The sequence below is a fragment of the Lacimicrobium alkaliphilum genome (assembly GCF_002591895.1).
GTDB lineage: Bacteria > Pseudomonadota > Gammaproteobacteria > Enterobacterales > Alteromonadaceae > Lacimicrobium > Lacimicrobium alkaliphilum.
In genome coordinates this window covers 15,611-34,748 of sequence record NZ_NISX01000029.1, presented here as the reverse complement: position 1 = coordinate 34,748, position 19,138 = coordinate 15,611, and the positions used below count along the sequence as shown (strand labels likewise).

General features: G+C 52.5%; 19 protein-coding genes and 1 riboswitch. Of the genes, 10 read left to right on the top strand and 9 right to left on the bottom strand.

The features are described from left to right. Positions 1 to 207 carry a YfhL family 4Fe-4S dicluster ferredoxin gene (locus CDA54_RS18980; RefSeq protein ID WP_099036625.1) on the bottom strand — a complete coding sequence of 69 codons (207 nt, stop codon included), beginning with the start codon at positions 205 to 207 and terminating at the stop codon, positions 1 to 3. Then, positions 204 to 1,523, bottom strand: coding sequence for a prephenate-dependent tRNA uridine(34) hydroxylase TrhP (trhP, locus tag CDA54_RS18975; RefSeq protein WP_099036624.1), 1,320 nt, complete (start codon positions 1,521 to 1,523; stop codon positions 204 to 206). The genes CDA54_RS18980 and trhP overlap by 4 nt, the downstream gene beginning before the upstream one ends. 153 nt (positions 1,524 to 1,676) lie before the next feature. Here trhP and mog point away from each other — a divergent pair, with 153 nt between their 5' ends. After that, positions 1,677 to 2,207 carry a molybdopterin adenylyltransferase gene (gene mog / locus CDA54_RS18970; protein WP_099036623.1) on the top strand — a complete coding sequence of 177 codons (531 nt, stop codon included), beginning with the start codon at positions 1,677 to 1,679 and terminating at the stop codon, positions 2,205 to 2,207. A 20-nt stretch (positions 2,208 to 2,227) separates the two neighbouring features. Here the strand turns inward: mog and CDA54_RS18965 are convergent, their stop codons facing one another. Then, positions 2,228 to 2,419, bottom strand: a complete 192-nt coding sequence (locus CDA54_RS18965) for a hypothetical protein (protein WP_099036622.1) — start codon at positions 2,417 to 2,419, stop codon at positions 2,228 to 2,230. A 55-nt stretch (positions 2,420 to 2,474) separates the two neighbouring features. On the opposite strand from CDA54_RS18965, the gene CDA54_RS18960 reads away from it, so the two are divergent. Then, the gene (locus CDA54_RS18960; protein ID WP_099036621.1) at positions 2,475 to 2,882 is read left to right on the top strand and encodes a cytidine deaminase; all 408 of its coding nucleotides are present in this window, start codon (positions 2,475 to 2,477) and stop codon (positions 2,880 to 2,882) included. Between the two features lie 35 nt (positions 2,883 to 2,917). Here CDA54_RS18960 and CDA54_RS18955 read toward each other — a convergent pair whose 3' ends face one another. The 6 genes from CDA54_RS18955 to CDA54_RS18930 all read right to left on the bottom strand — a co-directional run bounded on the left by CDA54_RS18955 (position 2,918) and on the right by CDA54_RS18930 (position 11,211). After that, entirely contained in the window at positions 2,918 to 3,259 is a 342-nt protein-coding gene (locus CDA54_RS18955) for a hypothetical protein (protein ID WP_099036620.1), read from the bottom strand. Between the two features lie 201 nt (positions 3,260 to 3,460). Continuing rightward, positions 3,461 to 4,255 carry a peptidylprolyl isomerase gene (locus CDA54_RS18950; protein ID WP_099036619.1) on the bottom strand — a complete coding sequence of 265 codons (795 nt, stop codon included), beginning with the start codon at positions 4,253 to 4,255 and terminating at the stop codon, positions 3,461 to 3,463. Positions 4,256 to 4,409: 154 nt separating this feature from the next. After that, entirely contained in the window at positions 4,410 to 5,090 is a 681-nt protein-coding gene (narI, locus tag CDA54_RS18945; RefSeq protein ID WP_099036618.1) for a respiratory nitrate reductase subunit gamma, read from the bottom strand. A gap of 2 nt (positions 5,091 to 5,092) precedes the next feature. Continuing rightward, on the bottom strand, positions 5,093 to 5,824 hold the full coding sequence (narJ, locus tag CDA54_RS18940) for a nitrate reductase molybdenum cofactor assembly chaperone (protein ID WP_099036617.1): 732 nt from the start codon (positions 5,822 to 5,824) through the stop codon (positions 5,093 to 5,095). 3 nt (positions 5,825 to 5,827) lie between these two features. Then, positions 5,828 to 7,354, bottom strand: coding sequence for a nitrate reductase subunit beta (narH, locus tag CDA54_RS18935; protein WP_099036616.1), 1,527 nt, complete (start codon positions 7,352 to 7,354; stop codon positions 5,828 to 5,830). Positions 7,355 to 7,428: 74 nt separating this feature from the next. Beyond that, the gene (locus CDA54_RS18930) at positions 7,429 to 11,211 is read right to left on the bottom strand and encodes a nitrate reductase subunit alpha (protein WP_099036615.1); all 3,783 of its coding nucleotides are present in this window, start codon (positions 11,209 to 11,211) and stop codon (positions 7,429 to 7,431) included. A gap of 340 nt (positions 11,212 to 11,551) precedes the next feature. Here CDA54_RS18930 and CDA54_RS18925 point away from each other — a divergent pair, with 340 nt between their 5' ends. The 8 genes from CDA54_RS18925 (at position 11,552) to moaD (ending at position 19,134) form a co-directional block, all read left to right on the top strand. Continuing rightward, entirely contained in the window at positions 11,552 to 13,387 is a 1,836-nt protein-coding gene (locus CDA54_RS18925; RefSeq protein ID WP_099036614.1) for a type IV pili methyl-accepting chemotaxis transducer N-terminal domain-containing protein, read from the top strand. A gap of 129 nt (positions 13,388 to 13,516) precedes the next feature. Further along, positions 13,517 to 14,173 carry a two-component system response regulator NarL gene (gene narL / locus CDA54_RS18920; protein ID WP_099036613.1) on the top strand — a complete coding sequence of 219 codons (657 nt, stop codon included), beginning with the start codon at positions 13,517 to 13,519 and terminating at the stop codon, positions 14,171 to 14,173. Then, positions 14,170 to 15,414 carry a molybdopterin molybdotransferase MoeA gene (gene moeA / locus CDA54_RS18915; RefSeq protein ID WP_099036612.1) on the top strand — a complete coding sequence of 415 codons (1,245 nt, stop codon included), beginning with the start codon at positions 14,170 to 14,172 and terminating at the stop codon, positions 15,412 to 15,414. Before narL ends, moeA begins: the two co-directional genes overlap by 4 nt. Before the next feature lie 499 nt (positions 15,415 to 15,913). Then, positions 15,914 to 16,059, top strand: a riboswitch (molybdenum cofactor riboswitch). After that, the gene (gene moaA, locus CDA54_RS18910; RefSeq protein WP_099036611.1) at positions 16,048 to 17,016 is read left to right on the top strand and encodes a GTP 3',8-cyclase MoaA; all 969 of its coding nucleotides are present in this window, start codon (positions 16,048 to 16,050) and stop codon (positions 17,014 to 17,016) included. It overlaps the preceding riboswitch by 12 nt. Beyond that, positions 17,016 to 17,612, top strand: coding sequence for a molybdenum cofactor guanylyltransferase (gene mobA, locus CDA54_RS18905; protein WP_099036610.1), 597 nt, complete (start codon positions 17,016 to 17,018; stop codon positions 17,610 to 17,612). Before moaA ends, mobA begins: the two co-directional genes overlap by 1 nt. Positions 17,613 to 17,628: 16 nt before the next feature. After that, entirely contained in the window at positions 17,629 to 18,156 is a 528-nt protein-coding gene (gene moaB / locus CDA54_RS18900; RefSeq protein ID WP_099036609.1) for a molybdenum cofactor biosynthesis protein B, read from the top strand. After that, positions 18,153 to 18,638: a cyclic pyranopterin monophosphate synthase MoaC gene (gene moaC, locus CDA54_RS18895; protein ID WP_099036608.1), complete on the top strand. Its 486-nt coding sequence runs from the start codon at positions 18,153 to 18,155 to the stop codon at positions 18,636 to 18,638. The genes moaB and moaC overlap by 4 nt, the downstream gene beginning before the upstream one ends. Positions 18,639 to 18,891: 253 nt before the next feature. Further along, entirely contained in the window at positions 18,892 to 19,134 is a 243-nt protein-coding gene (gene moaD / locus CDA54_RS18890; protein WP_062478183.1) for a molybdopterin synthase sulfur carrier subunit, read from the top strand. Positions 19,135 to 19,138 lie beyond the last annotated feature (4 nt).

Below are 19,138 nucleotides of genomic sequence, written 5' to 3'. Positions count from 1 at the left end.
TTAGTGTTTTTCGTGGTCAGTTAAGAGCTCGATGCAATCCAGCGGGCAAACGGCAACACAGGCAGGGCTGTCATAGTAGCCTTCGCACTCGGTACACAGCACCGGGTCAATCTCATAGATACTCTGCCCCATCGTAATCGCTTCATTAGGGCATTCAGGCTCACACATATCACAGTTAATGCAGTCTTCGGTAATGTAAAGGCTCATGCTAATGGCTCCTTATCGCAACGAATTAACAAACCATAGGCGGTATCAATTTCAGGTGATATTTCCAGATAGAGCCGGTAACCCGAACCTGGTGCAACAGACACGCTGTGACCTTGCTGGTCAAACAACTGGCTCAGTATAAAATGGTGGTTGCCTGCGGGGGTCATCAGCAGCAACGTATCACCAACCTGAAAACGATTTTTCACCTCCACTTCCACCCGCCCGGTGTGTGGATCTGTACCCAGAATTTCCCCCACGAATTGCTGTGTATTGCTTAAGGACGCACCCTGTTCGTAATTCTGTAGTTCTGACTGAGGGATATGACGACGCAAGAAACCCTCGGTATAGCCCCGGGATGCCAGCCCTTCCAGCTCAAGCATCAGGCGATTATCGAACGGCTTGCCAGCCAGCGCGTCATCGATGGCCCGGCGATAGATCTGCGCCGTGCGGGCCACATAGTAAAATGACTTGGTACGGCCCTCGATTTTCAGAGACTGTACGCCCGCCTCAAGCAGCCTCGGCACATGCTGTATCGCGCGCAGATCTTTTGAATTAAGAATATAGGTACCGTGTTCATCTTCATACATGGGCATAGGTGCGTCGGGGCGCTGTTTTTCCGTCAGCAGCACCGGCTCCGGCGCCTGGTAACATTGCGCCCCGGTTTTCTGCACCGCTACGAGATCGCCATTATCCAGTTCACGGGCATCGCTGGTACTGTACTGCCAGCGACAGGCATTGTTACAAGCCCCCTGATTGGGATCACGCTTATCCATATAGCCGGATAGCAGACAGCGGCCGGAATAGGCCATACATAAGGCGCCGTGCACAAACACCTCCAGCTCCATATCTGACACTTGTGCACGAATGCTTTCGATTTCCTGCAATGAAAGCTCTCTTGATAAGATCACCCGCTCAACGCCCATCTGTTGCCAGAATTTCACCGCTGCCCAGTTCATGGTGTTGGCCTGTACCGACAGATGCAGCGGCACATGGGCAAAGTGCTGCTTTAGCAGCCATATCACGCCCGGATCTGAGACAATAAAGGCATCGGGATTCATTTCAGCAATTGGGGCAATATCGTCGATAAAGGTGGTTAATTTGGCGTTATGGGGCGCAATATTCAGCACCACATAAAATTGCTTGCCCTGTTGATGAGCTTCACTGATACCCAGAGCCAGGCTGTCCAGATCAAAGCCATTGTTACGCACCCGCAAACTGTAACGGGGTAAACCGGCATAGACCGCATCGGCACCGTAGGCAAAGGCATAGCGCATGGCCTTCAGGCTACCGGCCGGTGAGAGTAGTTCGGGATTCATTTAAACCGTCTGTCTGTTGAAAATCACTGACGGCTATTATGCAAATCTGGGCCTGGCTGGTGTTGATCTGGCTCAATCTCCTACCCATTACGCCGGATTGTCTATGTGGCGGATAGCAGCTAGGATGCGCATTCAGGTTAACAGGAGACAAATATGCCAGCCAAAATCGGAATTTTAACCGTCAGTGATCGCGCCAGTCGTGGTGAATATGAAGATCTGTCCGGCCCTGCCATTATCGATGCCCTCAACGCCTATCTGAGCAGCGAGTGGCAGCCGGTTTACCGGGTAATAGAAGACGAACAGCCGTTGATTGAACAGGCACTTATTGAGCTGACGGATAACGAAGGATGTGCACTGGTGGTAACCACGGGCGGCACCGGCCCGGCCAAACGGGATGTGACCCCGGAGGCCACTGAATCTGTCTGTGATCGGATGATGCCGGGTTTTGGTGAGCTGATGCGTAATGAGAGCCTGAAATATGTACCCACAGCGATACTTTCACGCCAGACTGCCGGTTTAAGGGGCCAGTCGCTGATTATCAACCTGCCCGGCAAACCTAAGGCGATTCGCCAGTGCCTGGATGCGGTGTTTCCGGCAGTACCCTACTGCCTGGATCTGATGGAGGGGCCTTATCTGGTTTGTAATGAAGATGTGATAAAGCCCTTTCGACCTAAATCCGGCTGACAAGTCGCCGGGGCAATGATTTACTTTCTGTGACACTGACTGTTATCTGCAGATTCAGGATCAAGCATTTCAATGGCAGATAACGCCGCCTGTAACTGGCCCTCGGCACATAGGCCCAATACAGCCGCTTCTTCGGCGGCCTGTCTGGCCACCTGCAAACACAGTGCCTGAACCTGTTGTGCATGGGTATTGATGCTTTTATCTGTTCTCATTGGTCTCTTAGCGTTATGATTTCCCGTTCTATTCAGAGTAAAACACATAACCCAAATGCTGCCACAAAATCTGCTAAAAGCCCGGGAACTGGCCAGACAAGCCGCTACCAGAGCCTATATTCCCTACAGTAATTTTGCCGTGGGGGCAGTGCTGATTCTGAATGATGGCAGCATGATCCCTGGCTGTAACGTGGAAAATGCCAGTTACGGACTGAGCAATTGCGCCGAGCGGACCGCCTTATTCAGTGCACTGGCACAGGGCCATACAGCGAAGGAATTCGCCGCTATGCTGATTTATATGCCGGGTAACAAACTCTATTCACCCTGTGGTGCCTGCCGTCAGGTGATCGCAGAGTTTTTTAGTGCTGAGGCGATGGTTTACGCCACCTGCGATTCCGACCATTATCAGAGCTGGCGGGCCGATGCGCTGCTGCCCGGACTGTTCAGCCTGCAAGACAACTGAATATCGGTAATGATTTCACCTGTTTATCAGTGCTCTCAGATACAGCCTCCGCAACTGCCGCACCGCCAGTCAGCGGCATTCACCGCGCGGTAGAACCAACACAAGTGGTCTTCATCAACAGGAATACGGTGTTGTTCAAACACCTCCATCAGCCAGTGAATATTCTGTTCAATCCACTGTACTTCGGGCGTACCCTCAATAAAGTCATCTTCATCGGGAAATAAATAACTGAAGTTGCCATAGGTATCCATATCATTTTCAGCCCGCTCTGAGGGCAAACTCAACGGCAGGCCCTGATAATGGATAATCCAGTGGCCGAGACACAGGGTATGCCCCTGCGCCGACCATTTAGCGGTAAAAGGATTGTCATTGCTCATTAGATTAATTANACCATTTAGCGGTAAAAGGATTGTCATTGCTCATTAGATTAATTAACCACAGAGCCACAGAGAGCACAGAGGTGAAAAGCTTAACGGGAATTCATTAAATCACCCGGTGTTTAGCCTTATTGCTCAACACTGACTTCCTGCTCACCCCTTTAAAGACTCCGTGTCCTCTGTGTCTCTGTGGTGAATGCTTTACTGCATCAGCGGTGAGCCGTCCAGGCCAAAGTCAAAGCCCTGGATATCGGCGGTGCTTAGCAACTGAGTGATATATTGAGCAATGGTTTTTCGTTTCACCTTGGTATCCAGATAGTCCTGAATGTCCTTTTTAACATGCTCAAAGGGCAGCGGCTTACCCTCAACCCGTCGGACAATCTCCACCAGATGGAGACCATAACGGCTCTCCACCGGCGTACTCATCAGCCCTTCAGGTGCAGCAAAGATCTGCCGCTCAAATTCCGGTACCGTCTGCCCCTTGGTGATCTGCCCCAGATTGCCGCCCATCTGAGCCGACGGGCAACCGGAGTGGCGTGACGCCAGCTGACTAAATTCACCGGGAGTCTGAGACAACTGCTGCAGCAGTGTATCCGCCATTTCACGAGCCTCACCACGCTGCTGAATGTCATCCGGATCCGCCACCAGCAATATATGCCGCACCTCAAGCAAGGGTGCAGTACGAAACTTGTCTTCATTGGTCTGGTAAAAATGCTCACATTCCGCCTTAGTGGCACAAGGCAGATTGGTATCAGCTTCGATCAGTTGCTCAATTAAAGGTTCTTCCTGATGGCTTTCCAGGGGTTTGTCCGCTGGCCAGATCTCCAGTTCTACGGCGCGCTGGCGCACTACTTCACTGATAATCAATGCCTGAGTGGCTTTGACCATGGCTCCGCGACGGCTGTCCGAAGGATGATACTGCATTTCCGCGCTGATTCTGTTGCCATCGATCTGACTCTGATTCACGCTGACACTGGGGATATCACTAATGATCATAAATTACTCCGGTTTATTGCAGGTCGGAACGCGAATACAAGACAAAATTTATCCCGACACCTGATATGGACCTGTAGGTCGGGATTTATCCCGACACCATGCCTGACGGCAGCCTTCGCTGTTGGACTAAAGTCCAACCTACAGGCCTATTCCACTACTTCTGTCTGACCACCTGATAATTGCGCTTAGCATATTTCACCGGTACGCTCCAGATATGCACCAGGCGGCTGAAGGGGAACAGTGCAAACAGGGTCACACCCCAGAATACGTGAGCACGGTAGATCCAGTGTACGTCACCGATAAACTCAATGGCTTCGCCCGGACGGAAGGTCAGCAAGTAGCGCGACCAGCTCATCAGATTTTTCATCTCATTACCGTCCATATGGCCGGTTGAAACAAAGATTGAGGCAATGCCCAGCAACAGCTGGATATAAATCAGCAACAGAATCGCCGTGTCCATGATGCTGCTCGATGCCCTAACCCTGGGGTTAAACAGGCGACGGTGGACTAAAATGGTCATACCGATAAAACACAGCACACCAAAGAAACCACCCACGCCCATGGCAATCAGCTGTTTGGTCGGCAGGTCAATGCCCAGCCAGGTCCAGACTTCATAAGGGATCACCAGACCGGCAAAGTGCCCGGCAAAGATCATAATAATACCGATATGAAACAGGTTACTGCCGAGGCGGAAGTTCTTACTGGTGAGCATCTGACTGGAGCCCGCCTTCCAGCTGTACTGGCTTCTGTCATAGCGCAGCAGACAGCCGGCGAAAAAAATCACCGAAACGATGTAGGGGTAGATCCCAAACACCAACATATCAACAAAGTTCATGGTCAGGCTCCTCGCGCTGCTTGAGTTGAAACAGGGGCGGCATCCATCCAGTTAACCGGCACATCCTGGTCCCGTCGCTGGGTTTCACTTGGCTTGTTCTGATTCACCGGGCAGCCGCCATTAACGGCGTCGCCGCCAAAGGTCACGGCTTCTTCTTCCCAGACCTTATCCAGCTCCTTAGGTGTATGATCGGGTTTTTCCTTCTCCACCTGCGCCGCCAGCTCCTGCAGATCCAGCTCGACTTCAGCTAAAGACAGCAGAGCCTCCAGCAACAGGTGATAATCTGACTCACGTTTTTTAAGACGCACCGCCAGCACGCCCAGTACCGGCGCAATATCACTCAGCCAGCCGCCGGCGTTGTCGCCCTGGGTCGCGACAAACTCCAGAAACAGCGGCAGATAGTCCGGCAGTTCATGGGCGTTGATGGCCAGGCCCGCAGCCTGATACTGGCGTTGCAGTTCCACCATGGCCTGACCGCGATCGCGGGATTCACCATGGATATGTTCGTAGATCAGCAATGACAAGGCGCGACCACGCTCAAACAGGCCATCGTATTCGGATTGCCAGTCGAGCAGGTCGCCATCTAAGCGGTGCTGCACGAAGCTCAGCAGCGCCTGTTGATGTTCCTGAGTCAGTTCAGATTGGCGGATCAGGGTTTCGACATCCTGGCGGTGTTCCATCAGCTCCGGCTGTGGATAATCCAGCAGCCGGGCGATTAAAGATAAAATCTGCATACCTTACTCCTTCATATCCACGGGGATGACCTGGCGCACCGACTGGCCTTTACCGCCAAACAGATCCACACCACTGCTGCTACAGCCGTCACCAAAACTGAAGCCACAGCCGCTTTTCATGTCATAAGCATTTTGGGCATAGGCGGTGTGGCTGGTGGGAATGACGAAACGGTCTTCATAGTTAGCCAGCGCCATATAGCGGTACATTTCCTCTACCTGCCAGTCTTCCAGACCCACCTGATTCAGCACTTCGGTGTCCACCACGCCGTCCACCTGCTGGGAACGTTTAAAGGAACGCATGGCCAGCATCCGCTCCAATGCGCGTATCACCGGTTTTTCTTCACCGGCGGTGAGCAGATTCGCGAGATACTTAATCGGGATGCGCAGTGATTTGAGATCCGGGATCACCCCGTCCATACCGACACTGCCTGCTTCTGCCGCAGTCTGAATCGGTGACAGCGGCGGTACATACCAGACCATGGGCAGGGTGCGGTATTCAGGGTGCAGCGGCAGTGCCACTTTCCATTCCATGGCCATCTTGTAGACCGGCGATTGCTGCGCCGCTTCCAGCCAGTTATGCGGAATGCCTTCTTTTTTCGCCGCCTCAATCACGCGGGGGTTAAAGGGGTCGAGGAAAATATCGCACTGGGCCTGATACAAATCTTTATCATTAGGCACTGAGGCGGCTTCGGCAATCTTATCGGCGTCGTAGAGCATCACACCGAGATAGCGGATTCGTCCCACACAGGTTTCGGAACACACCGTGGGCTGACCGGCTTCGATACGCGGATAGCAGAAAATACACTTCTCTGACTTACCGCTTTTCCAGTTGTAGTAAATCTTCTTGTAAGGGCAGCCGGATACACACATACGCCAGCCCCGGCACTTGTCCTGGTCGATCAGTACGATACCGTCTTCTTCACGCTTGTAGATGGCACCGCTTGGACAGGAGGCCACACAAGCCGGGTTCAGGCAGTGCTCACATAAACGGGGCAGATACATCATAAAGGTCTTTTCAAACTGACCGTAGATATCCGCCTGGATCTGATCGAAGTTTTTATCCTTACGACGCTTGGAGAACTCGGTACCCAGGATCTCTTCCCAATTGGGCCCCCAGTGGATCTTTTCCATGCGTTGACCGGAGATCAGCGAGCGCGGCCGGGCAATAGGCTGGTGCTTGCTCTCCCCTGCCCGGTGCAGATGCTGATAGTCAAAATCAAAGGGCTCATAGTAATCATCAATCTCAGGCAGATCCGGGTTGGCAAAAATATTCGCCAGAATCCGGGCCTTGCCACCCTGTTTGGGTGACAACTTGCCGTTCTTACTGCGTACCCAGCCGCCGTTCCATTTGTCCTGATTTTCCCATTCTTTGGGGTAGCCGATACCGGGCTTGGTTTCCACATTGTTAAACCAGGCGTATTCCATGCCCTCGCGGGAGGTCCAGACGTTTTTACAGGTGACCGAACAGGTATGACAGCCTATGCATTTGTCCAGGTTCAGCACCATGCCGATTTGTGCTCTTACCTTCATGTTATTTCTCCTGCTCATGGATGAAGCTAGCCAGGTTCAGGCCACCGTGGCCGATTTGTGCTCTGACTTTCATATTACTTCTCCTGCTCATTCATCTGCGAATCCAGAACGTCCGAACTGTCATCATCCAGCCAGTCGACTTTGCTCATTTTGCGCACTACTACAAATTCGTCGCGGTTACAGCCGACAGTGCCGTAATAATTAAAGCCATAGGACTGCTGGGCATAGCCTCCGATCATATGGGTGGGCTTCATTACCGCACGGGTCACCGAGTTATGAATACCGCCACGGGTACCTGTGGTTTCTGAGCCGGGAATATTCACCACCCGCTCCTGGGCGTGATACATCATGCTCATGCCCTCGGGCACCCGCTGTGATACCACGGCCCTGGCGGCTATAGCGCCGTTGACGTTAAAGACTTCGATCCAGTCGTTGTCTTCGATGCCAGCTGCAGCTGCGTCGGTTTCAGACAGCCACACTATCGGCCCGCCACGGGAGAGGGTCAGCATCAGCAGGTTGTCGGAATAGGTGCTGTGAATGCCCCACTTCTGGTGCGGCGTGATCCAGTTCAGTACCAGTTCCTTATTGCCATTGCCGAGTTTATTCAGCACCGGGCGAATGGTTTTCAGGTTCACCGGTGGCTTGTACAGACAGTGCATTTCACCGAAATCCCGCATCCATTCGTGATCCTGATAGAACTGCTGCCGCCCGGTGATGGTACGCCAGGGGATCAGCTCATGAACATTGGTATAACCGGCGTTGTAAGACACATGCTCATCCTCAAGGCCGGACCAGGTGGGCGATGAAATGATCTTGCGCGGCTGGGCGACAATATCGCGAAAGCGAATCTTCTCTTCCTCTTTGGGCCGCGCCAGATGGGTATGATCGATACCGGTAATGGCGCCCAGTGCCTGCCAGGCCTTAACCGCCACATGGCCATTGGTCTCAGGTGCCAGTGACAGGATCACTTCGGCGGCATCAATGGCGGTTTCAATCTTAGGCCGCCCTTTATTGGCACCCTCTTTAATATGGCGCTGGTTCAGCTCACCGAGAAAATCCACTTCGGTCTGGGTGTTCCAGTTAATGCCCTTGCCACCGTTACCCAGTTTATCCAGCAGTGGGCCTAATGAGGTAAAGCGGGCGTAGGTGTTAGGGTAATCCCGTTCCACTACCACCATATTAGGCGCGGTTTTGCCGGGGATAAGGTCGCACTCGTCCTTCCACCAGGCTTTAATGCCAAAGGGCTGCGCCAGTTCACCGGGGCTGTCATGTTGCATGGGAATGGTCACCAGATCTTTTTCCACACCCAGATGGCCTTCACAGAGCTCGGAGAATTTCTTCGCCACGCCTTTGAAAATATCCCAGTCACTGCGTGACTCCCACACCGGATCCACCGCCTTGGAAAGCGGATGAATAAAGGGGTGCATATCCGAGGTATTAAGATCGTCCTTTTCATACCAGGTGGCCGTGGGCAGCACGATATCGGAATACAGGCAGGTGGTGGACATACGGAAATCCAGGGTTACCAGCAAATCGATTTTGCCCTCAGGAGCCTCGTCATTCCACTTCACATCTTCTGGCTTCTCATCCCCCTCTTCACCCAGATCTTTACCCAGCAAACCATGTTTGGTACCGAGCAGGTGACGCAACATATATTCATGGCCCTTGCCCGAAGAGCCGAGCAAATTAGAGCGCCAGATAAACATATTGCGCGGATAGTTCTGCGGATTGTCGGGATCCAGACAGGCGAATTCCAGATCGCCGGATTTTAGCTGCTGCACCGCATAGTCTTTGGGATCCATGCCCTTTTCCTGCGCCTCTTTACACAAGTTGAGCGGGTTGGTGCCCAGTTGCGGCGCCGAAGGCAGCCAGCCCATGCGCTCTGCGCGGGTGTTGTAATCGATGATGGAGCCGGTCCACTTGTCCTTATTGGTCAGCGGTGATATCACTTCCTGCATATGCAGTTTTTCGTAGCGCCATTGATCCGAATGGTTGTAGAAGAATGACGTACCGTTCATATGCCGGGGCGGACGCTGCCAGTCCAGGGCAAAGGCCAGCGGTGTCCAGCCTGTTTGCGGACGCAGTTTCTCCTGCCCCACATAATGGGCCCAGCCGCCGCCACTCTGGCCGACACAGCCACACATGATCAGCATATTGATCAGGCCACGATAATTCATGTCCATGTTGTACCAGTGGTTCATACCGGCACCGACGATAATCATCGAGCGGCCCCTGGTTTTGGCGGCCGTGTCGGCAAATTCACGGGCGACGTTGATCACATGCTCAGGTTTAACCCCTGTGATCGCCTGTTGCCAGGCCGGAGTGTAAGGCAGATCCTGATTAAAATCTGAGGCACAGTTCGGATCCTTATAGCCGTTTTCCACCCCGTAGTTGGCCAGAGTAAGATCAAATACGCAGGCCACTTTCACTTTGCTGCCATCGGCCAGCGTCAGGGTTTTCGCTGGTACTTTACGGGGGATCACCGCTTCATGGCTGGTGTGCTGGAAATAACCGTATTCGTGTTCTTTACCACCAAAATAAGGGAAGTTAACCGCTACGATGTCATCATGCTTTTCCTTAAGACTGAGGGTCAGACTGACATCTTTACCACTGTCACCATCCTGCTGCTTCAGGTTCCACTTACCAATATTGTCTCCCTCTTCACCCCAGCGGTAGCCTATGGCACCGTTAGGGGAAACCAGCTCACCACTTTGCTCATCGACAGCAATGGTTTTCCACTCAGGATTATTTTGCTGGCCGAGGTTGTCGACCAGATCCGAGGCGCGCAGGAAACGGCCTTGGGTATAACCACCGTCTTCATGCTCATCCAGTATCACCAGCATCGGCATATCGGTATAACGGCGCACATAGTCGGTGAAATACTCCACCTGCTTGTCCACATAAAACTCTTTTAAGATCACATGACCGAAGGCCATCGCCAGTGCCGCATCGGTACCCTGTTTGGGTGCCAGCCACTGATCCGTAAGCTTGGCCACTTCAGAGTAATCCGGGGTGATACCGATCACCTTGGTACCCTTGTAACGCACTTCGGTCAGAAAGTGAGCATCAGGGGTGCGGGTCTGCGGCACATTGGAGCCCCAGCAGATAATATAATTGGAGTTGTACCAGTCCGCCGATTCCGGCACGTCGGTCTGTTCACCCCAGACCTGTGGCGAAGCAGGCGGCAGGTCACAATACCAGTCATAGAAACTCAGGCAGTTACCGCCGATCAGTGATAGATAGCGGGCGCCAGCGGCGTAAGACACCATCGACATGGCCGGGATCGGAGAAAAACCGGTAACTCTGTCCGGGCCATAGGTTTTGGCCGTGTAGACATTGGATGCGGCAATAATCTCGTTGACTTCGTTCCAGTCGGCACGCACAAAACCACCCAGACCGCGCTGCTGCTTGTACTCTTTGGCCTTGGCCGGATCTTCAACAATGGACGCCCAGGCTAATACCGGATCCCGATGTTTAAGCTTGGCCTGACGCCACAGCTTAACCAGACGCTTACGTACTTTGGGATACTTCAGCCGGTTGGCGCTATAAATATACCAGGAATAGCTGGCACCACGTGGGCAGCCTCTGGGTTCATGGTTAGGCAAATCCGGACGGGTGCGAGGGTAATCGGTTTGCTGGGTTTCCCAGGTCACCAGGCCGTCTTTAACGTAAATTTTCCAGCTACAGGAGCCGGTGCAGTTTACTCCATGAGTCGAGCGCACGATCTTGTCGTGCTGCCAGCGCTGCCGGTAGCCTTCTTCCCATTGACGGTTTTCGTCGGTGGTCACACCGTGGCCGTCGGCAAACTCACCTTTGATATGTTTAAAGTATTTCAGCCTGTCCAGAAACTGACTCATGCCGGACTCCTATTTTATAATGGTTGCAGGTGTAAATCTGATACACCCCTACTGGTCATTTGGATAACTGTTGAGGTCACTTGGGTATGTGGCCGATATTAAGGGCTTGGCCTTCAGTTAAATTGATCTGTATCAACAGCGCAATGGGCCCCGAATAGGCTACACTGGGGGGCCTACCACCTTATGGGTAGGGCCTGAGAAGGGATAAAAACGTTAAACTAGGGGCTTGAAGGGTATCGGGCGATGATTAATGAGGGTGAACACATCAGCATGTAATCTTGGAGGTACTCCCAAGGAACTGTCTGTATAACCAGATCCGCCCACTTTTTTGGAATTGTGAATGTTCAGTAAGTTAAACCGCTCTATCGTCTATCGCATCGGCCTGCTGATGTTTGCCATCAGTATGCTGGCGGTACTGAGTATGACCAGTTCGGTATTTATCAGTGACAGTGCCGAGCAGGATGCCTATGCGGTCAATGTCTCAGGCTCGATACGGATGCAAAGCTACCGCCTGCTGAACACTATCCAGCAAAATGATGCTCAGACTGCCCGGCGTGAACTGGCAGAGCTGGAACGCAGGCTGTCATCCAACACCCTGACCTCAGGCACACAGGATCATACCAGTGAACTGAGTCAGGCTTATCAGGGCGTGCAACATCACTGGGACCATGAACTTAAGCCGCTGTTTGAAGACGCCATCAGTGAACCCATACCTAACATTGAAATCAGACAGGCGGTAGACCGCTTTGTACAGAAACTGGAAGTGCTGGTCAGCCAGTATCAACAACATGCAGAAAAGAATATCGCCAGAATCCGGCTGATTCAGGGCCTGGCATTGCTGGCTATGGCGCTGTTGATGATCATCGCCATGTTTATTCTGAACCACTATATCAAGCACCCGCTGGCACAGCTCACTGATGTCGCCCGGCAAATCGGGCGTGGGGATTTTACCGGCAGAGCCAGTGACAGTGGCAAAGACGAACTCTCCCTGCTCGGTCATACCCTTAATCATATGAGCGAGGCCATCAGCCGCTCTCACAGCACCATGGAGCAGCGGGTCAAAGCCAAGACAGCCGATCTGGAGCGCAGCAATGCCGCGCTGGAAATGCTCTACGACATCACCCGGGAGTTACACAGCGCCTCAGATAACCCCCCTGATTTTAAACATCTGCTGAATAAACTGGCGGCCGTTACCAGCGTAAAAGATGTGGATCTTTGCCTGATGACCGTAGCCGGAAATAAGCCCTATGAACATATTCCCAGCCGCGACAAGGTTATGCCGTTGCGCTGTATCCAACAAAGCTGTGATGATTGTCTGAATCAGACCCCGCAAACCCCTGACAGCGTCAGTTTTCCATTGGTTCACGCGGGAGAAAATTACGGGGTGCTGGTGTGTGAAATGATGCCAGGGCAAACCCTGCAAGGCTGGCAGGAGCAATTATTCCGATCAGTCTCGGAGCAAATTGCAGTCAGCCTGAGTCTGCGCAGTCAACAGGAACAGCAACGCAGATTGGTATTGATGCATGAACGTAATGTGATTGCCCGTGAGCTGCATGATTCTCTGGCGCAGGGCTTGTCTTATCTGAAAATTCAGGTAGCAAGGTTACAGAAAATACTTAGCCAGCCCGATGGCATCAATAAAGTCGAACCTGTTATTGATGAGCTGAAACTGGGGTTAAATTCCGCCTATCGGGAACTGCGGGAGCTATTAACCACCTTCAGACTGAAAATGGACGGCCAGGATCTGCAAAGCGCCATGCAACAGAGTTTAGGCCAATTGCAGAGTCGTACCGACAACATACAACTGATTCTGGACTTTAACGCGGGCAATATTCCCTTCTCACCCAACGAAGAGATTCATCTGCTGCAAATCGCCCGCGAAGCTTGTCAGAATGCCATTCATCACTCTCAGGGCTCCAGGGTGCAGGTTTCCATTACCACTCAGGGGGAAGACAATAAACAGGTACGACTCTGTATTCGTGACAATGGCGTGGGGATCGAAGATCCACAAGGGAAGCTTAATCACTACGGCCTGGCCATTATGATGGAACGGGCTCGCAATCTCGGTGGAGAACTGAATATCAGTCAGCCCGCTGATGGCGGCACCGAAATCAGTTTCGCCTTTCGCCCGGCCTGCTTTAATCAGACTCAGGAGCTAGAGCGCCATATAGTTTAAATAAACTATATGGCGCCCTACTAACCATTAATGGGTAAAAGCTACTCCCTGTAGAGAGTTGGCATCAGCCAGATAAGGTAATACCCTGACGGATAGTAAGAGTATCCATAACTCAAGGACAGCCAGAATATGTTTAATGAAACCCCGGCAAAATTATTGATGGTGGATGATCATCCGTTACTGCGTAAAGGCCTGATACAACTGATTGAGCTGGAAGAGGATCTCGAGGTGGTCGGCGAGGCTGGCAGCGGTCAGCAGGCCATTGAAATGGCCGGTGAACTCGACCCTGACCTGATTACACTGGATCTGAACATGCAGGGCATGGATGGGCTGCAGACTCTTAAAGCGCTGCGCGATAACGGCGTCGATGCGCGTATTATTATGCTCACCGTTTCCGATAACGACGAAGATGTGGTGGAAGCCATTCGCCTCGGCGCCGACGGTTATCTGTTAAAGGATATGGAGCCCGAAGACATTATTGCCAAGATCAAAGAGGCAACACTGGGCAAGATGGTGATGAGTCCGAAACTGGCCGAGATCCTGGCCACGGCACTGCGTCGTCCTCAGCGTCAGACTAACCGGGCGCTGGCCAGCCTCACCAGCCGCGAACTGGAAATCCTCAAACTGATCGCCAAAGGCATGAGCAACAAACTGATTGCCCGTGAATTAGACATCTCAGATGGCACTGTTAAGGTACATGTTAAACATCTGCTGAAAAAACTCGACCTGCGCTCGCGCGTCGAAGCGGCGGTATGGATGGTTAACCAACAAGGTAAAAACGAATGACAGACTGCTTTACCAATGGCCTGCTGAATGTTGAACAGGCTATGGACAAGATGCTCAGTGCACTGGCACCCGCCACCACCGAATCACAAAACATACCTCTGGAACAGGCCTGCGGACGGATCCTCAGTGAACCGGTTCGCTCAGAATTTTCTGTTCCGCCTTTTGATAACTCGGCCATGGATGGGTACGCCCTGCGGGCTGCAGATCTTAAGCAAAGCAACACCTTGAGATTAATTGGCAAAAGCTTTGCCGGTGAACCCTTTAATCGCGCCCTCGACGCCGGTCAGACTGTAAGGATTATGACAGGTGCAGTGATCCCGGACGGTGCCGATGCGGTGGTGATGCAGGAAAACTGCCAGGCTGAAGGCGATAACATTACCTTTAACAGCGCCGTTAAGGCCGGGGATAATATTCGCCGTGCCGGTGAAGATATCAGCACTGGTGATGTCGTATTACCTCAGGGCCACAAGATCAGCCCGGTGGATATTGGTCTGCTCGCCTCACTGGGGATCGCCGAGGTGACCGTTTACCGGCCCTTGCGGGTAGCGCTTTTTTCATCCGGCGATGAACTGGTGTTGCCAGGCAATCCCCTTAAACAAGGGCAGATCTATGACAGTAATCGCGCCGCATTGCGTGCCATGCTGGAGAAAATGGATATCGAGGTGATCGATTTGGGGCTGATTCCCGACGATAAAAAACACCTTGAGGAAGCCATGCAGCGCGGGGCCCATAGCGCCGATGCGATGATTTCCTCTGGCGGCGTCTCTGTCGGCGAAGCCGATTACACCAAAGAGGTACTGGAGCAACTGGGACAGGTCAGTTTCTGGAAACTGGCCATCAAGCCCGGCAAACCCTTCGCCTTTGGTAAAGTGGATGATTGCGCCTTTTTCGGACTGCCGGGTAATCCGGTCTCAGCGCTGGTGACCTTTCATCAACTGGTCACTCCGGCCCTGGCTCTGTTAGGCGGGCAAATGCCACAACAATCACTTTCACTCAGCGCAACCAGCAGCGACAAACTGAAAAAACGCCCCGGCAGAATGGATCTGCAGCGGGGTATATGCTGGCAGGATGAAAACGGCGCACTGATGGTAAAAAGCAGCGGCAAACAGGGCTCCGGCCTGCTTACGTCGATCAGCAAGGCCAATTGCTTTATCCGCCTGCCTCGCGACTGCGGCGATATCGAGGCCGGTGAAAGGGTACAGATCCAGCTCTTCGACGGCCTGCTTAGCAGCAAAAACTAACTGCATTAATTCGATTTAACCACAGAGGCACAGAGAACACAGAGGATATAAAGACGTAATTTTCTTGTCTCAGCGATCTTTGCGCCTCTGCGAGATCAAATAAGTAAAAGCCCGGGATCTCGCAGAGACGCAGAGGTCGCAAAGAAAAGCATAAATCGGCTCTGTCTTTCCTTTAGTGCTTTTCGTGTTTTTCGTGGTTGAGGTTTTTCACCAGCCGCACAAAGTACTAAGTTATATCTAAGCGTCGCTGAACTATTCGAATACTGATCCTTTACTTCTCTGTGTTCTCTGTGCCTCTGTGGTGAAATACTGATAGCTGTAAGCTGAAGACTGATAACTTTATGGCAGGTAATTTGCAGCACTCCATTTCCGGGTATCGCTGCCGGGTTTAAACCCAACCTACAATAAACTGGCCGCATACCTCTTGTGGGGAATGGCACAATCAACTCAGTGGTGTACAGTGAACCATAGCAGTGCAGTGATGCCCTGAAAACGAGCCAAAAATTTAATTTACCGAGCCTTTACACCTAAACCTCTGGCAGGGTGTACTGGCCGCAAGCGTTAACTCAGGTTTAAACGCTTGCCAGGGTTGTGCAGGAAACGGCGCAGCCTCCCGACTTGGAAAGGTGAAACATGCTGGAAGATAAATTCGGACGCCGGTTCCATTACCTGCGTCTGTCCATTACCGATGTGTGCAATTTTCGTTGCACTTATTGTCTCCCCGATGGCTATCAGTGTGATGGCGATCGCGACTTCCTCAGCAGGAAAGAAATCTCCAGGCTGGTGAGCGCCTTTGCGGGTCTGGGCACCAGTAAAATCAGGATCACCGGCGGTGAGCCCAGCTTAAGAAAAGACTTACCTCAGATTATCGAACAATGCGCCAGCACGCCGGGCATCGAAAAAGTCGCCATTACCAGTAATGGTTTTAAACTGCCACAGATGGTTCAGAGCTGGGCCGATGCAGGTTTAAGTGCGCTGAATATCAGCATGGACAGCCTGGATCCCCGCCAGTTTCACGCCATTACCGGTCACAATAAGCTGGAAACGGTACTCGAAGGCATCGATATGGCTCTGGATCTTGGTATACAGGTCAAGATTAATTCGGTGCTGCTAAAACCCTACAGTGACAGTATGCTCAGCAACGCGCTGGATTGGCTGAAACACAAGCCCGTCACACTGCGCATGATTGAGCTAATGCAAACCGGTGATAATCAGCCCTTTTTTAATGACAACCATATCAGTGGCCAGCCGATCAAGCAGCGTTTGCTTGAACAGGGTTGGGGGCAGATTTTAAGGGACAAATCAGCCGGCCCGGCGCAGGAGTTCAGCCACCCCGACTACACCGGGCGTATTGGCCTGATCATGCCCTACAGCAAGGACTTTTGTAAAAGCTGTAACCGCCTGCGGGTATCCAGCCGCGGTAAGCTGCATCTGTGTCTTTTTGCCGAACAGGGCCTGGATCTGCGTCCGCTGCTGCGCGAAGGCAATATGGATGCCTTGCAACAAAAACTGGTGACCCTGCTTGGTCAAAAAGAAGCCAGCCACTGGCTGGATAAAGGCTATACCGGTGCCACACAGCATCTGGCCATGCTGGGGGGCTGATGAAGTTAAGTGCCGTGATCCTGGCCGGTGGCCAATCAAGCCGAATGGGCGTCGACAAAGCCACATTGGTTTTAGCGGGTCAAAGCCTGCTGGAGCATTGTGTAGAGCGAATCAAAGTCAGCGGCTGCGATCGCATCAGAATCAGTCGTAATCAACCCGGCTATCTGCAGGACCGCTTTGAAAACGCCGGACCACTGGGCGGCATTGAGGCAGCGGCAAATCAACTGCCCGCAGAAGAGTTTTTGCTGGTGGTGCCGGTAGATATGCCACTTTTAAGCCCGGAGCTATTGAGCACTTTGATCAATCACAGCCATCAGCACCGCTGCAGTTGTTACTTTCAGAGCAGCTATTTACCAGCCTGTTTATTGCTGAGTGACAAGCTCAAAGACACACTGTTTACACAACTCAGTAACGAAGGTCAGGGGTCAGTCAAAGGGCTACTGCAAAGTGCAGAAGCACAGGCCCTGCCTTGTGATCAGGAGCAAAGACTTATCAATGTCAATACGCCGCAGCAATGGCAGGCATTACTGACACAGATACACCCCTTACAATATGGTCAGGCGTTAGCCTCTGAGCAGGACAGCCAGCTCTCTTAGCAGGAAAGGAGAACAAATGAGCGACAACATTCACGCCCTTAACATTGCCGTACTGACTGTGTCAGATACCCGCGATGAGAGCAATGACACCTCTGGCCGGTATCTGGTGTCTGCAGTGGAAGATGCAGGCCACCAGCTGGCCGCCAAAGCCATTTGCAAAGATGATATCTACCAGCTTCGGGCTCAGGTATCGGCCTGGATAGCCGATGCCGGTATTCAGGTTGTGTTGCTGACTGGCGGTACCGGTTTTTCCGGTCGCGACTCCACCCCGGAGGCCATCAGTGTGCTGTTTGATAAGCAGGTAGAAGGTTTTGGCGAACTGTTTCGTTATCTTTCATTTAAGGAAATCGGCACCTCAACGGTGCAATCCCGTGCATTGGCGGGCCTTGCCAACCATACCCTGATATTCTGTATGCCCGGCTCCACCGGTGCCTGTAAGACCGCCTGGAATGGCATTATTCGTGAACAACTGGATGCTGCCCACGGCCCCTGTAACTTTGTCGGCCATCTTAAAGCCGCACCGGCTTGTGAGACCCGCCAATGAGCCAGCTCAGCCATATTAATCAAAAAGGCGAAGCGGCCATGGTGGATGTTACCGACAAAGCGGTGACTAAACGCCAGGCCATGGCCGAGGGCTACATCAGCATGAGCAGCAAAACCCTGCAGATGATCCTCGCCGGAGAACATGCCAAAGGCGATGTCTTCAGTGTATCCCGGATTGCCGGTATTCAGGCCGCCAAACAATGCGCCAATATTATCCCTCTGTGCCACCCGCTGATGCTCTCAAAAATCCAGGTGGATTTTGAGCCCCAGCCCGGTCAGAACCGGGTACGTATTGTCAGTTTATGCAAACTGGCTGGCCAGACCGGAGTGGAGATGGAAGCCCTTACCGCAGTGAGCGTCGCGGCTCTGACCTTATTTGATATGTGCAAAGCCGTCGACCCGGCGATGTGCATCGACGGCATCCGGGTACTGGAAAAGCAGGGCGGCAAGTCCGGCCACTGGCAGTATGATGGTGAGGGGTGAAGTGTGAGGGGTGAGGGGTTCCCGCAATCCGCTTCGCTCCTTGACGGGCTACAAAGCTATATCGGCGAGTAACCTGGATACAGCGAAGCGGAATCCGGGGAGTGTATGGTTTGTGAAGTGTTAAATGTAAGACGGAACGAGTAAGAAAGGGATCTCGCAGAGACGCAGAGGTTTAATGATCATACCAATCCTCTGCGCCTTAGCGACTCTGCGAGAATTATGGCTTTTTATGTGCAAGGTGTAAGGACAGACGATGAAGGTGTTATTTTTTGCTCAACTAAGAGAAGTACTGGATTGCGATACGTTGGTGGTTGAGCCTGAAGTGAATACACTGGCAGAGCTGCGCGCGCATCTGCAACAAAAAGGCGAGCTGTGGCAGGAGTACCTGGCCGAGGGTAAAGCCCTGGCAGCGGTAAACCAGACCCTGGCCAATGACAGCACGCCGTTATCAGAAAAAGACGAAGTGGCCTTCTTCCCACCAGTAACTGGTGGGTAGAGCC

Excerpts from the sequence above, each read along its gene's own strand:
- CDA54_RS18980 (WP_099036625.1), bottom strand. The coding sequence starts at position 207 with ATGAGCCTTTACATTACCGAAGACTGCATTAACTGTGATATGTGTGAG.
- trhP (WP_099036624.1), bottom strand. The coding sequence starts at position 1,523 with ATGAATCCCGAACTACTCTCACCGGCCGGTAGCCTGAAGGCCATGCGC.
- mog (WP_099036623.1), top strand. The coding sequence starts at position 1,677 with ATGCCAGCCAAAATCGGAATTTTAACCGTCAGTGATCGCGCCAGTCGT.
- CDA54_RS18965 (WP_099036622.1), bottom strand. The coding sequence starts at position 2,419 with ATGAGAACAGATAAAAGCATCAATACCCATGCACAACAGGTTCAGGCA.
- CDA54_RS18960 (WP_099036621.1), top strand. The coding sequence starts at position 2,475 with ATGCTGCCACAAAATCTGCTAAAAGCCCGGGAACTGGCCAGACAAGCC.
- CDA54_RS18955 (WP_099036620.1), bottom strand. The coding sequence starts at position 3,259 with ATGAGCAATGACAATCCTTTTACCGCTAAATGGTCGGCGCAGGGGCAT.
- CDA54_RS18950 (WP_099036619.1), bottom strand. The coding sequence starts at position 4,255 with ATGATCATTAGTGATATCCCCAGTGTCAGCGTGAATCAGAGTCAGATC.
- narI (WP_099036618.1), bottom strand. The coding sequence starts at position 5,090 with ATGAACTTTGTTGATATGTTGGTGTTTGGGATCTACCCCTACATCGTT.
- narJ (WP_099036617.1), bottom strand. The coding sequence starts at position 5,824 with ATGCAGATTTTATCTTTAATCGCCCGGCTGCTGGATTATCCACAGCCG.
- narH (WP_099036616.1), bottom strand. The coding sequence starts at position 7,354 with ATGAAGGTAAGAGCACAAATCGGCATGGTGCTGAACCTGGACAAATGC.
- CDA54_RS18930 (WP_099036615.1), bottom strand. The coding sequence starts at position 11,211 with ATGAGTCAGTTTCTGGACAGGCTGAAATACTTTAAACATATCAAAGGT.
- CDA54_RS18925 (WP_099036614.1), top strand. The coding sequence starts at position 11,552 with ATGTTCAGTAAGTTAAACCGCTCTATCGTCTATCGCATCGGCCTGCTG.
- narL (WP_099036613.1), top strand. The coding sequence starts at position 13,517 with ATGTTTAATGAAACCCCGGCAAAATTATTGATGGTGGATGATCATCCG.
- moeA (WP_099036612.1), top strand. The coding sequence starts at position 14,170 with ATGACAGACTGCTTTACCAATGGCCTGCTGAATGTTGAACAGGCTATG.
- moaA (WP_099036611.1), top strand. The coding sequence starts at position 16,048 with ATGCTGGAAGATAAATTCGGACGCCGGTTCCATTACCTGCGTCTGTCC.
- mobA (WP_099036610.1), top strand. The coding sequence starts at position 17,016 with ATGAAGTTAAGTGCCGTGATCCTGGCCGGTGGCCAATCAAGCCGAATG.
- moaB (WP_099036609.1), top strand. The coding sequence starts at position 17,629 with ATGAGCGACAACATTCACGCCCTTAACATTGCCGTACTGACTGTGTCA.
- moaC (WP_099036608.1), top strand. The coding sequence starts at position 18,153 with ATGAGCCAGCTCAGCCATATTAATCAAAAAGGCGAAGCGGCCATGGTG.
- moaD (WP_062478183.1), top strand. The coding sequence starts at position 18,892 with ATGAAGGTGTTATTTTTTGCTCAACTAAGAGAAGTACTGGATTGCGAT.